This window comes from Paulownia witches'-broom phytoplasma (assembly GCF_019396865.1).
Classification (GTDB): domain Bacteria; phylum Bacillota_I; class Bacilli_A; order Acholeplasmatales; family Acholeplasmataceae; genus Phytoplasma; species Phytoplasma asteris.
Genome location: NZ_CP066882.1, coordinates 617,127 through 630,464, shown reverse-complemented (window position 1 = coordinate 630,464; position 13,338 = coordinate 617,127). Strand labels below are relative to the sequence as shown.

Here is a 13,338-nt window from a genome sequence, read left to right as displayed (position 1 = left end):
TTATTTAAAACATAAAAGATAGCTGACCTGGTTAATTTTTTTCTTTTTTTTTGGCATTTTGATTATATTGGTTTAATAAATGCTTAAAAGTTTGTTTTTGGTTCTTTTGGTTTTGATATTGGTAAATATAATTTTCTATGGCTTTGACCTTGTTAACAAAATGATGGGTATTTTGGAGACTTTGTTTCCACATAGTGATTAATTGGTTATCATTATCGTTTAAAATCGCTTTTGATGGTTGTAAATAAAAATAAAGAACCCCACTTCCTAAAAAAAGGTTCGTAATAGGTTTTAAATTTAGAAGGTAAATGAGCAATAATTTGTGGTAAAAGTTTTTTCTTACATCCAATCCAATTGATTTTCATCTTTCTTCTCCTTATTCCATAAATAAAATAAAAAGAAAATATCAGAAAAGATGGTAATTGTAGCGTTAAATTTTAATCCTAATTCCAAATTGAAAAATAAAACCATGATATTACTGATGATGAAAAATAAATAGGAAATGGTTAATAAAATAGGATATCTTTTTTTCATTTTGTCTCCTTTATTTTTTTATTTCTTTTGGTATCCTTACCAATTTGTTGTTTTTTCAAATAAAAAACCCCTTTTGAAAAGGGGTTAAATGATTAAGTTTATTTGATTATTATTGATTTTTATGAATTGATTGTTTTAAAAAGGTAAAGTTTCTTGAGGTTTATTATCTAAAAAGATCACGTTTTGAAGAATAACTTTAGTGTTAGTTTTAGTTTGTCCTTCATTATTCGTGTATTTTTGGATAGATAAACCTCCTTCAAGATAAATTTTTGAACCTTTATGTAAATATTTCTTCATGTTGTCAGCTTGTTTTCGAAAAGCGACACAGGGGATGAATTGGGTTATCTCTTTGTTATTAACCACTAATTGAAAATCGATTTTAGCTATTTGTTCGTTGTTTGAATTGATATATTGTTTTTCTAAATCATGGCTTATACGGCCGATTAATTGAACTTTATTTAACATAATTTTATTTTTCCTTCTTTTTGATATATATTCTTTTTATTTATTCATAGATAAAATTTTTGAAAACGAATGTATTGAACGACTAATTTGATTGATTGATGTTGGAATCATTTATTACTGTTGTTTCAAAAGTTTTATGCTTGATTTTGATATAAAAAAAGATTACTTTGAAAGTAATCTGGTTTTTATTTTTTTATTGTTTCAAATAACTAGTTTAACGTCATTACAGACGAGAAAGGTTAACGTTTTTTGTTTTTTTTAATTTTTTGATAGCGATGTTTTTAATATTTTCTACTTGTTTTAAAGATAAATGGAGTTTTTGGGCTATTTCTTCATTCGAATAACTAGTTTGATAATTTTCGTTGATATTTCCTAAAGGAACACTAAAACTTAAATGGATAATTTGAAATTCGTTTTCACTTAATTTAGCTTTCATTTTTTTTAAAAAGTTTTCATGCTTAACTTGTTTTAACCATAATTGATGAGGATTTAGTTTATTTATTTGATATGGTTCGAAAAACTCTTCTTGAAAAGAAAGATTATCCTTTTTATGATTTTTTTGTGGGATTGAAGGAGAATGGTTTTTTCTTATTATTTTTCTGATTTCCGATTTGATGGTTGTAGTAGCATAAGCGATAAAGTCATAACCTAAATCTACATAATTATCTAAAGCCTTGATCAATCCTAAAACCCCTTCTTGGTATAAATCCTCTTTTTGAAGGATACGCGGATAATATTTAAATTGCTTAACTAATTTATTTACTAATGGCAAATGTAAATCGATTAGTTGATAACGAATTGTTAAATTCTTTTTATTTTTTAAAAAATCTTTAAATAATTCTTCTCTTAACATTTAATCCCTTTCTAAAAACGTTTTTTAGAAAAGATAAGAAATTATTTTTTTTTAGTCTTAGAAAAAAAAGACTAACTTAATAGTTATTCTTAAAGAATTTTTAAAAAGCAAAAAGTGTCTAAACTTTTGGAACACCTCACCACCACCACCAGCTTATGATATAAATATAAATAAAATATTTAGAAAATTCCCAACTAAGGAATCCACTGCTTCCATTAATATTTAAATTTAATATTTTTACCCAATAATTATTAGTTTCTTCATTACCATCTTCTTTAATTCGAATAATTGTTTTAAAAAATCATTTTTATTCTTTTCAATTATATATAAAGAACCAAACCAAGTTATGTGTTGAATTAAAACAATAAATAAAAACCATAATATATATTTTTTAAGATATTTATTTTTACTATTTGTTTCTTTTTTTCTAAATTGTTTCTTTGTAAAGTTTGTTTTTCCATTTTTAATAATTTAAACTCCTGTTATTTTTGTTATTTATAATATTGGATTTTATAATGATAATTTATTAAAAATTAAAAAAACGATATAAAAAAATAATAAAAATAAATTATTTTATAAAATTAAAGAAAACAAAAAAAAGAAAGAACCAAAATACTTAAAAAATAAAACCACCTTTTATATTTTTTGATAACTACAATATCATTATTTTTGATGATTTTATTTTTTAAAATAATTGTATAGAAACTAATTATTAATATCATTATAGAAGTTAGAAAAGCATAAATAAAACAATAACATAAACTCGTTAATTTCATATTTTGTTATTTCTCTCGAATAAGGATTTAACTTTTCATTATCAATTTTTATAAGTATAAACATCATTAAAAAATAAATCAAAGGATATATTATTCCTACATAATTTTTTTTTTAATTTTATTATGCTTTTGTTTCGTAAAAAATAATAAAATATAAACATCAAAGATAAAATTTTGTGTTCAAAAAAATAATTAATTTGCAAAGTACCTGTTTTTGTTTCAATTAAACAAAAAAAACATCACTATTAAACAATTAATCAAACAAACAAAACTTAAATAAAGGTAATATTTTGATTTTTTAAATTTATTATTTAAAGATAAGGGTAAAAAGATATTCACCGATAATGTGTTTTGTCTTGTGAATAAACCTAAAGTAAAAAAATTTCTTTTATTTTTATCATATGAAATTGTATCAATAGCCAAAAGAGAAGTGATACAAGAAATAATTAAAGGCACATAAACTAAAAACTTTTTTGAAAAAACATTTTTTGCTTTTCTGTTTGTATTTGTATCTAAATTATTTTTATACATAAACATAAAAAATCCTTTATAATATTGTTTTTTAATTTTTAGATAAATAATATTTGATTAATTTAGAAAAACTTTTACTTATTTTTTTAATCCTTTTTTATTTTTAATAATTTTTTTATTTCTTGTTAGTATAATGTTGTTTTTAAAAAATTATTTAAAAGTATAACAGTAATATTATAACATTTTTATATTTTTGAAAGTTTCTTTTTTTAAAATATGATTTTTATTGACTCTAACTATTTTATTTATTTAGTCAAATTAATATTTATTTTTTTTGCTTACTTTATTTTACTAAGTAATAATTTATCCTTATTTTGCCTTTGAATCTTATTTTTGCAATATTTTTTGTGGTATAATAAACTTGTATTTACAATTTTAATTTATTATGTAGTTCAAAATAAGTTAATAAAAAACTAATAAAAACAAATTTACAATAGATATTAAAAATTCAAAAAAACAAAACAATTTAAAAAACACCTTAAACAAATACATTCTATCAAACATTTAGTAATTTAAAAAATTTAATAATATCAAAGAAATCCTAAATATAAATAAATGCAGACAAACGGAAAATAAAAATGATTACTGAAATAACTAGCATAAAAGAAGCTATTTTGTGGATTGAAAAAAGAGAAATTTTAGGCATGCGTTTAGGACTTTTGCGTGTTTTGGCTTTGTTAAAATTATTACATCATCCTGAAAAAAAATTAGCTATGATTCATATTGCAGGTACTAATGGCAAAGGTTCAACTGTTAATTATTTAAGTTCTTTATTGCAACAAAGTTGTTCCAAAGTAGGAACTTTTATTTCTCCTCATATTCAAAATTACAATGAAAGAATTAAAATTAATGGCGAGACTATTTCTTGTAATGATTTAATAATTTGGGTTCGTAAAATTAAAAAGTTAGTAGACCAAGCAAGCCCCAATTCTGCTTTATTTAGCATTACTCCGTTTGAAATTATCACCGCTATTGCTTTTGATTATTTTTATCATAAAAAAGTTGATGTTTGTGTAATTGAAGTAGGTTTGGGAGGTCTTTTAGACAGTACCAATGTTATTTATCCCATCTTAACTGGAATTACTACCATTGGCAAAGATCACGAACATATTTTAGGAAAAACTCTTAAAGAAATTGCTTTTCAAAAAGCAGGAATTATTAAACCCAAAATTCCCTTAGTTACAGGAAATATTTCTCCAAAAGCTTTGTTAGTTATTGAACAACAAGCCATCAAAAACAAAACTCCCATTTATAAATTCAAAAAAGATTACAACATAACTTATTTAGGAATGCAAACTTGGCAAGAATGTTTTAATTTTAAAACAAAACAAATCACAATAAAAGCCATCAAAACTCCTTTAATAGGAAAATATCAACCTGAAAATGCTGCAATGGCAATCAAACTTTATTATTTATTTTGTCAGCTGAAAAAATTTCCTTTCTTAGAACAAAATGTTTTTACAGGCATTAGCAAAATTCAAATTCCAGCCAGAATGCAAAAACTAAATTCAAATCCTTTAATTATTTTAGATGGTGCTCACAATGTGCATGCCATAAGAAAATTAGTCCAAACAACAATCAAACAATTTAGTAACTACCGCATTTCTATTTTATTTTCTGCTTTGGAAAACAAAAATGTAATTTCTATGTTGTACCAATTATTAAAAATTCCCAAAGCCCACATTTATTTAACAACTTTTAATCATCAAAATAGTATTGAATTAGTACAAAAATATTTGTTTATTGCTCCACAAAGAATTACAAAAGTTTTTGATTGGCAAGATAAATTGAAGGATTTTTTACAACAAAACCAAACTCAAAATTGTAAAGATTTATTGTTAATTATAGGCTCTCTATATTTTGCCTCAGAAGTAATTCATTTTTTTGATATTTAAATATTTTTAATATTTTAAAAACATCAAATTTAATTTATACAACTTTAAAAAACTTAAAGAGGAGTCAAAATGAAAATAGGTTTTTTACTGATACATACTTACCAATTATTGGAGGTATTCCTATCTCTGTTAAATCTCATAAAGATAGTTTAGAAAAATTAGGACATAAAGTTTATATAATTACTCCTCAAGGACCTAAGAATTATGAAGAAAAAGATGCTTCAATAATAAGAATTAAAGGAATACCAATACCTTTTAAAGGTATTGAAGGTCATCGTGTCGTATTGAGGTTCAAAAAATATTTATCTCTTGTAAAAGATCTTAATTTAGATATTATCCATATTCATACTGAATTTCCTATGGGTAAATTAGGTATTTATGCTTCTCAAAAATTAAATATACCATCCGTTTATACTATGAACACCATGCACGAATATTTTTTTAATAAAAGCAAAAATATTGGAATAAAAATATTTAAATTATTTTTTATATTAGCTAATAGAAAAGCTTTAAATAATTTTATTTTCAAAACACATTCTACAATTGTTCCTACTCATAAAATTTTAACTTTATTAGAAAAAGATTATAATATCAAAGGAAAATATAATGTTGTTCCTACAGGAATCAATTTAGAACAATTTTATTCCCAAAACCACCCTTTAGAAGAAATTCAAGCTTTAAAAGTTAAATTTAATTTAGTAAATGATTTTGTTTGTCTTTATGTAGGTAGGTTGTCGCCTGAAAAAAGACATTTCTTATTTGATTAGTGCTTTTGATTCTTTTTGTCAAAATCATCCTCAAAATAAATTTGTGATTGTTGGCGATGGTCCTGAAAAAAAAGCTCTCAAAAAACAAGTAAAACAATTACAAATCGAAAATAATGTTTTGTTTTTGGGACTTTTTCCTTATGATAATTTAGGAATTTATTATCAATTGGGAAATTGTTTTTGAGTGCTTCTTTATTTGAGACTCAAGGTTTAACTTTTGTAGAAGCGATGGCATCTTCTTTGGTTTTGTTAGCTAGACACGATCAAGCATTATATGGTTTAATTGATAATGGAAATAATGGCTTTTTTATCATCAAAAAGAAGAATTAATCAATTATTTAAGTCTTTTATACAATGATAATAAAAAACTAAAACAATGTCTATGAATGCCAAAAACTCAATACTTAATTATGATCAAACAAGTTTTGCTTCTAAAATGATCCAAATTTATAAAGAAGCGATAAAAACTAATAAAGAAAAAATAACCATAATTAATTATTTTTACCCTTTTTATTATTTTTCCTTATTCCCTAATTATTTCAACTTTTTAGTTATTAAAAAATATAAATTTATTTTTTATTTTTGTTGCTATTACTATTACAATTTGCTATGTTTTCATTAAGATAAAAAAGTATGACAATGACAATAATAAGGAGGTTTTTGCTTGAAAATAGGAATTTTTACCGATTCATATAAACCTTTAATTAGTGGTGTTGTTGTTTCTTGTGATTCTCTAAGAGAAGGTTTGGAAGCTTTGGGACATGAAGTCTATATTATTACAACTAACTGTCCAAAAGTCAAACAAGAAAAAGATTCTCGCGTAATAAGAATTAAAGGAATGCCATTGCCTTTTAAAATTTTTAAAGATCATCGTTGGGTTTTAAGTTATAAAAAACATCTTTTTAAAATCAAAGCCCTTAATTTAGATGTAATTCATGTTCATACTGAATTTGGGGTAGGTTCTTTAGGGTTTTTAGCTAAACAAAAATTAAATTTGCCTTTAGTTTATACAGCACACACAATGTATTTTGCCTTTTTTGATACTCAAAAATCTTTTATTGTTAAATGTTTTAAAAAACCCATTTTAAAATATGTAGACTATCTTTTTACTAAATTTATTTTTAATAGTGATGTCAATATTTTACCTACTAAAAAAGTGTTGTATTTTTTAGAAAATCGCTATTCTAATAAAGTTAATGATACTTCTAAAATCAATTATCAAATTGTTCCAACAGGTTTTAATTTAGAAAAATTTTATTGTCACAATCATTCATCAGAAAAAGTTTTTTCATTAAAACAACAATTAGGACTTAAAGATTCATTTTTATGTCTTTATGTAGGAAGAATATCTGCTGAAAAAGAAATTGATTATTTGATGGATGCTTTTACTTCTTTTCACCTTCAAAATCCCAAAAGTAAATTTTTAATTATTGGTGATGGACCTGAAAGAAAAAATTTAGAAAAAAAAGCCAAAAAACTTAATTTAGATGATAAAATCATTTTTTTAGGATTTGTTGCTTATGATAAGTTAGGAATTTATTATCAATTAGAAAATGTCTTTATTAATGCATCTTTATTTTGAAACTCAAAGACTTACATATATTGAAGCACTAGCTGCTTCTTTGCCTTGTGTAGTGCGTTTTGATCAAACATTAGAAGGAGCAATTAAACATTAACAAAATGGATTTTTTTATCATAACCAAGAACAATTAATTACAATTCTTACTTCCTTATATCAAAATCCAGATAATTTTAAACAATTATCATATCAAGCTCAAAAATCAGTTAATTTATATACTCAAAAGACTTTTGTAACTAATGTTTTAGAAGTTTATAATCAAGCTATTAATAATCATAAATTAAAAAAACAAAAATTAATTCAACATCAAAAAGAAACTTCAGATAAGATTTAATTATAAAGAACAAAAAAAAGATTAAATTATTTATTTTTAATAAGTAATTTAATCTTTTAATATTTTATTTATTATGATGTTATTTTGAAAGTTTTCAAAAAATTATTTTACTATTTTGAGAATCTAAATATATTTCTATTAATTGAGATACATTAAAAACACTTATCCAAAACCATTTTTTATTTGATAAAGGTATTTTATCATACCAATTTTCTTTATAAGTTCCTTTTGTTTTTATTTTTGAATACACTTTTATTTTAACTAAAAAAACAATTAATAAAACAACAAATTATTTATTTTTCATCAATTTTATTCACATCTTATTTCATTTTTACAAAAATTCCCAACTTTAAAATTACTTTTTTATTTTTTTATTACCTTATCCAACTAAAAAACCTATAAATATTAAAGTTTTGTCATCTAATTAACTCAAAAAAATATTTTTTTGTTATAATATTAATGTCTTATAAATTATAAAATAAAATGCTTATTCCTTGTCTTTACAATTTAGAGATAAAGACCGCGTAGGCCATAAGGAGAAAAAAATGAAAAAATACGAAATAATGTATATTTTACGCCCCAATTTAGACACCAAAGACGTTAAAAAAATTAATGACACTTTGCAAAATGTTTTTTTACAAGCCCCAAATCAAATTTTGGAACAAAACGAAATAGGATTAAAAGACCTAGCTTATCTTATTGATAATCATAAAAAAGGATATTACAATTGGTTAATGGTAAAAGCAGATAATGATGCTGTTTTAGAATTTAATCGTATTGTTAAAATTACTGAAGAAATTATTAGATTTATCTTTATCAAAGATAAAGAATAAGGAGTTTAATTCATATGATTAATAAAGTTATTTTAGTAGGTCGCATTACCAAAGACCCAGAACTAAAAAATACTAATAGTGGTACTTATGTTGTTAAATTTACTTTGGCAGTTAATAGAATTGTAAGTGCTTCTAGCGAAAAAAAAACTGATTTTATCAATTGTACTGTTTTTGGTAAACAAGCTGAAAATTTAGAAAAATATATTTCTAAAGGTGCTTTAATAGGTGTTGAAGGAAACATTAGAGTAGAAACTTGGGAAAAAGACGGTGTAACTAATTGGCAAACTAGTGTTGTTTGTAACAATGTCCAATTCTTAGAATCTAAAAAAAATCCTGATAATGCTTATGACAATTTCTAAAATTAAAAACAATTCTTAAATTAACTGATATAAAATAATAAACAAATATCACAATCAAATCTTAAAACAAAAACATTAAATACAAGCGAACCAAACCAAACAACAATAAATATTTTCAATTTCAAAAGGAGCTACAAATGAAATTTAATAATAAAAAAAATACTTTTAAAAAACGTCGCAAAGTTTGTTTTTTTACTGAAAACAAAGTAACTAAAATTGATTTTAAAGACATAGAGCTTTTACAAAGATTTATTACTGACCGTGGAAGAATTCTTTCTAGAAGAGTAACAAATACTTCTGCTAAATGGCAACGTCAATTGGCAATTGCTATTAAAAGAGCTCGCCATATGGCTTTAATTCCTTTTATCCAACAATAAAAACAGGTGTTGCATCCTGTTTTTTTTATTAATTGCAAATATTAAAAACCAAATTTATCTAATTATTTAAATGCAAATGAGGGCAAAAAAAATTATGTTTTCTAAAAATAAACATAACACAAAATTTATTGTAATTGCTTGTGTAATTGTTGTTTTAATTTTAATTCTTTTTTGTTTGGATTTCCAAAATATCCAAGAAATTATCGAAACAATTAATCAATTAACCAACAATCAAAACCCAAACCAAAATACTGCCAGCGAAATGAGTGGTATGCGTCGTAAAATCATTTTTTTCATTTTTAACTTTTTTGGAAAAATCATTTTAGCATCCTTTGTTATCAGTTTTTTGCTTCACATTAAAAAAAACGCCCAAATTAAAAGATTAAAAAATAAACTTTCTTTATGGTCTAAATTATCTTTTCACGTAAGTCAAATTGGAGAAGAAGTACTTAACGAACTTCCTATTGGTATTGTTTTAATTGATATTTCTAGTCAAGAAATTCAGTGGCTCAATCCTTACGCCAGTTTTATTTTGAAAAATCCTGAAATCAATTCGCCCTTAGCTCAAATTAATGAAAATATGGCACAACTAATAAGCACTTCTGATGCAATCCCCAAAACTATTATCACTTTGGAAAACCAAAAATTTGAATGTTTTTATAAAAAAGATTTAAATGTTTTTTACTTGTTTGATGCTACCGAAAAAGAACAAATCAAACATTTATTTTTACAAAAAACCTTAGCTCTTGCCATGATTGCTTTTGATAATTTAGCAGAATCCTTAATTCGTTATGATCTTTCAGAACAATCACAAATACAAGGTGAATATTTAAGTGCTTTATCTGATTACATTGAACCTTATGAAGGTTATTTAAAACAATTTATAGACGACCGTTTTTTACTTCTTCTTAACCGCCAAAACTTAGATAAAATGTTAGAAAATAAATTTAGTATTTTGGATACCATCCGCAACATTTCTTACAAATATCAATTAAAAGTTACTCTTTCTATGGGAATTGCTTGTTGGAATTTGTCATATGAAAAACTGGCTACCTACAGTCAAAATGCAATTGAATTAGCCCAAAAAAGGGGTGGCGATCAAGTAGTTGTTAATATTGAAAATGAAAAAATTAAATATTTTGGTGCCAAAATTGCTTCTTTAAGTAAACAATCCAAAGTTCATGCCCGTATTAATGCCCAAAATTTGGTCGATATTTTGAAAAAACACCCCCATTGTTTTATCATGGGACACACTCACACCGACCTTGATGCTTTGGGTTCTGTCATTGCTTTTTACAAAATTGCAACCACTATCCATCCTGAAAGCAACAATTATATTATCCTTGATGAAGAAAAATTAGACAAAAGCCTCATTCCTGTTTATCATCAATTAATTAAAACTGAGGCAAAAACATCTCTAAATATTATTACAACCCAACAAGCCTCCAAAATGATTAAAAACAATTCCTTAATTGCAGTTTTGGATACTCAAACTAAAGATATGTTAAATAGTCCCGAACTTTTGTCACTAACGTCCAATATTGTAGTTGTTGATCACCACCGCGCTACCGAAGAAATTATTACTTCTATTTTTTCTTACGTCGAATCATCTGCTTCTTCAACTGTTGAATTGCTTGTTGAAATTATGGGATTTTTGGAAAAAGAAGTCCACATTACTGCTTTTGAAGCAAGCATTATGTATGCAGGTATTTTAATTGATACTAACGCTTTTATTTATCGTACAAGTTCTAGAACTTTTGAAGTAGCTTCCAAATTAAAAGATTTAGGCGCTGATGCAATTGAGGTTAAAAGTTGGTTACGTAAAGACTTTGATAAAGTTTTAGAAATTAATAAACTGATTTCTGAAATGGAAATTTTTATGGATAGATTTGCTATTATTCAAAGTTCTGAAATTTATGAAAATCGTTCTTTTTTAGCTCAAGTGGCAGAAAGTGTTCTAAACATTCGCAACGTTGATGCTGCCTTTATGATAGCTCAAATAGCAGATAATAAAATAGCAATTAGTGCTCGTTCTTACAATGAAATTAACGTTCAAACTATCATGGAACAAATGGAAGGCGGAGGACATCTCAATAGCGCTGCTACTCAATTAGAAGGAACTAATATCAAAACAGTTACAGACACTTTAAAACATTTTTTAAAATTAGAATATGAAAAAGGTGAAAAGAATATGGAAATTATTTTGTTAACTGACATTCCTAATAAAGGAAAAAAACACGAAATTATTAAAGTTAATAATGGTTATGGCAATTTTTTAATTCAAAATAAAAAAGCTCTTTTAGCAGACAAAACCAATTTAGCTGCAATTAAACAATCCCAAATGTTAGAACAAGAACAAAAACGTAATCACGAACTTTTAATGCATAAATTAAAACAAGAAATTGATGACAAAAAAATTACTCTAGATATTCAATTAGGACCTAAAGGAAAAATTTATGGAAAAATTACTCTCAAACAAATTGCTGAAGAATTTTTAAAAGTTCATAATATTACTCTTGACCGCAAAAAAATATCTTTAGAAGGCGAAATCATTACTATTGGTATTTATCCTGTTGATGTTTTTCTAACTGATCAAATTAAGGCTACTTTTTTCCTTAATGTGACTGAAAGAAAAAGCAAATGACCAATTATTCTAAAAATGTTCCTTCAAGTCCTGAAGCAGAACGCGCTTTGTTAGGAGTTTTACTTTTAAGCCCTGAAAAAATAGCTTTTACCTTAGATATGATTGCAGAAACTGACTTTTACAGTTCTCATCACCAACATATTTTTAGAGCAATGAAAACTTTGCATGAAACTAACAAACAAATTGATTATTCTTCAGTAAGTGCTATTTTAGACAATGAAAAATTATTACAACAAATAGGAAATATCGATTATTTAAATGAATTATCTGATTTGATGCCTTCTACTCAACATATAGAAACCTATATTGATTTAATTAAGGAAACTGCTTTAAAAAGAGAAATTATCGAAACTGTCACTTCATTAGCACAAAAAGGATACGAAAACATTGATGTCCAAGAATATTTGGATTTTTCAGAAGAAAAAATCTTTAATTTAACTAAAAACAAAAAAACCAGTGAATTATTAAAATTAAAAATTTTGTTAAAAGACACTAAAGAAAAAAATATTCTTGCCAAACGCCATAAAGATTTAGTAGGTCTTTCCACTGGATATGATAATCTCAACAATATTACTTTAGGATTTAAGCCCGAAGAATTTATTATTTTAGCTGCTCGTCCTTCCATGGGGAAAAGTACTTTTATGCTTAATTTAGCTCTCAGAATTGCAAATCCCAAACACAATTATCAATCCCCTCATATTGCTATTTTTAGTTTAGAAATGTCAAACGAACAATTAGCTATGCGCATGTTAAGCACTCAATCAAAAATACAGCACAAAAAAATTCAATTGGGTAACACAAACAGAGAAGAAAAATTTTTGTTAGAAATATCAATGGAAAAAATGGATGATCTAAATATTTATTTTGATGATTCAGCTACAGTAAATATTTTAGATATTAAAGCTAAATGTCGCAAACTTAAAAGTCAAAACAAACTTGATATTGTAATGATAGATTATTTGCAACTTATCCGCAAAAATAATAAACACAACCGTCAAGAAGAAGTAGCAGAAATTTCTCAAAGTTTAAAACAAATGGCACGTGAATTAAAAATTCCTGTTATTGCCCTTTCACAATTATCAAGGGATGTAGAAAAAAGAGAAGACAAACGTCCCATTTTGGCTGACCTCAGAGATTCAGGTTCAATTGAACAAGACGCCGATATTGTAATGTTTTTGTACCGAGAAGGTTATTATGAAAAGGACAAAAAACCCGATTCTTCTGGACACACCCAAGTTATTATTGCCAAAAATCGTCAAGGATCAATTGGTATTAGAGAATTTATACTTGATTTTGATCATATGTTTTTTTCAGAAATCGAACCCAATATAAATGAATAAAAAAGCATTTTGATTGATTAAAATATTTTTTTACCCCCCCATTCTTTTTTA

General features: G+C 24.9%; 16 protein-coding genes. 10 read left to right on the top strand and 6 right to left on the bottom strand.

The genetic code is table 11. The annotated features are described in order from the left end of the window. Window positions 1-31 precede the first annotated feature (31 nt). The 6 genes from HGD80_RS05145 to HGD80_RS03365 form a co-directional block, all read right to left on the bottom strand. A complete protein-coding gene (locus HGD80_RS05145) occupies window positions 32-193 on the bottom strand; it encodes a hypothetical protein (protein WP_225904322.1) in 162 nt (53 codons plus the stop codon). Window positions 194-212: 19 nt separating this feature from the next. Then, entirely contained in the window at window positions 213-365 is a 153-nt protein-coding gene (locus tag HGD80_RS03385) for a DNA adenine methylase (RefSeq protein ID WP_219474473.1), read from the bottom strand. Next, window positions 340-534, bottom strand: coding sequence for a hypothetical protein (locus tag HGD80_RS03380; protein ID WP_219474470.1), 195 nt, complete (start codon window positions 532-534; stop codon window positions 340-342). The genes HGD80_RS03385 and HGD80_RS03380 overlap by 26 nt, the downstream gene beginning before the upstream one ends. A 135-nt stretch (window positions 535-669) precedes the next feature. Next, window positions 670-999 carry a single-stranded DNA-binding protein gene (locus HGD80_RS03375; RefSeq protein ID WP_219474468.1) on the bottom strand — a complete coding sequence of 110 codons (330 nt, stop codon included), beginning with the start codon at window positions 997-999 and terminating at the stop codon, window positions 670-672. 223 nt (window positions 1,000-1,222) lie between these two features. Then, window positions 1,223-1,852, bottom strand: coding sequence for a sigma-70 family RNA polymerase sigma factor (locus HGD80_RS03370; protein ID WP_219474465.1), 630 nt, complete (start codon window positions 1,850-1,852; stop codon window positions 1,223-1,225). A gap of 995 nt (window positions 1,853-2,847) precedes the next feature. Next, on the bottom strand, window positions 2,848-3,159 hold the full coding sequence (locus tag HGD80_RS03365) for a hypothetical protein (protein WP_219474463.1): 312 nt from the start codon (window positions 3,157-3,159) through the stop codon (window positions 2,848-2,850). Between the two features lie 578 nt (window positions 3,160-3,737). On the opposite strand from HGD80_RS03365, the gene HGD80_RS03360 reads away from it, so the two are divergent. From HGD80_RS03360 to dnaB, 10 genes are all read left to right on the top strand, one after another. Continuing rightward, window positions 3,738-5,054 carry a bifunctional folylpolyglutamate synthase/dihydrofolate synthase gene (locus HGD80_RS03360; RefSeq protein WP_219474462.1) on the top strand — a complete coding sequence of 439 codons (1,317 nt, stop codon included), beginning with the start codon at window positions 3,738-3,740 and terminating at the stop codon, window positions 5,052-5,054. 2 nt (window positions 5,055-5,056) lie between these two features. Beyond that, window positions 5,057-5,821 (top strand): glycosyltransferase, encoded by a 765-nt coding sequence (locus HGD80_RS03355; protein ID WP_219475621.1) that lies wholly within the window; start codon window positions 5,057-5,059, stop codon window positions 5,819-5,821. Beyond that, the gene (locus HGD80_RS03350; RefSeq protein ID WP_219474459.1) at window positions 5,814-6,005 is read left to right on the top strand and encodes a glycosyltransferase; all 192 of its coding nucleotides are present in this window, start codon (window positions 5,814-5,816) and stop codon (window positions 6,003-6,005) included. Before HGD80_RS03355 ends, HGD80_RS03350 begins: the two co-directional genes overlap by 8 nt. After that, window positions 6,002-6,151: a hypothetical protein gene (locus tag HGD80_RS03345; RefSeq protein ID WP_219474458.1), complete on the top strand. Its 150-nt coding sequence runs from the start codon at window positions 6,002-6,004 to the stop codon at window positions 6,149-6,151. Before HGD80_RS03350 ends, HGD80_RS03345 begins: the two co-directional genes overlap by 4 nt. Window positions 6,152-6,485: 334 nt before the next feature. Further along, on the top strand, window positions 6,486-7,403 hold the full coding sequence (locus HGD80_RS03340; protein ID WP_225904321.1) for a glycosyltransferase: 918 nt from the start codon (window positions 6,486-6,488) through the stop codon (window positions 7,401-7,403). An 876-nt stretch (window positions 7,404-8,279) separates the two neighbouring features. Then, the gene (gene rpsF / locus HGD80_RS03335; RefSeq protein WP_219474455.1) at window positions 8,280-8,567 is read left to right on the top strand and encodes a 30S ribosomal protein S6; all 288 of its coding nucleotides are present in this window, start codon (window positions 8,280-8,282) and stop codon (window positions 8,565-8,567) included. A 14-nt stretch (window positions 8,568-8,581) separates the two neighbouring features. Further along, the gene (locus HGD80_RS03330; protein ID WP_011160385.1) at window positions 8,582-8,926 is read left to right on the top strand and encodes a single-stranded DNA-binding protein; all 345 of its coding nucleotides are present in this window, start codon (window positions 8,582-8,584) and stop codon (window positions 8,924-8,926) included. A 137-nt stretch (window positions 8,927-9,063) separates the two neighbouring features. Next, window positions 9,064-9,303: a 30S ribosomal protein S18 gene (gene rpsR, locus HGD80_RS03325; protein ID WP_011160386.1), complete on the top strand. Its 240-nt coding sequence runs from the start codon at window positions 9,064-9,066 to the stop codon at window positions 9,301-9,303. A 94-nt stretch (window positions 9,304-9,397) separates the two neighbouring features. After that, window positions 9,398-11,947, top strand: a complete 2,550-nt coding sequence (rplI, locus tag HGD80_RS03320; RefSeq protein ID WP_219474452.1) for a 50S ribosomal protein L9 — start codon at window positions 9,398-9,400, stop codon at window positions 11,945-11,947. Further along, window positions 11,944-13,287, top strand: coding sequence for a replicative DNA helicase (gene dnaB / locus HGD80_RS03315; protein ID WP_219474450.1), 1,344 nt, complete (start codon window positions 11,944-11,946; stop codon window positions 13,285-13,287). Before rplI ends, dnaB begins: the two co-directional genes overlap by 4 nt. The last annotated feature ends 51 nt before the right edge of the window (window positions 13,288-13,338 follow it).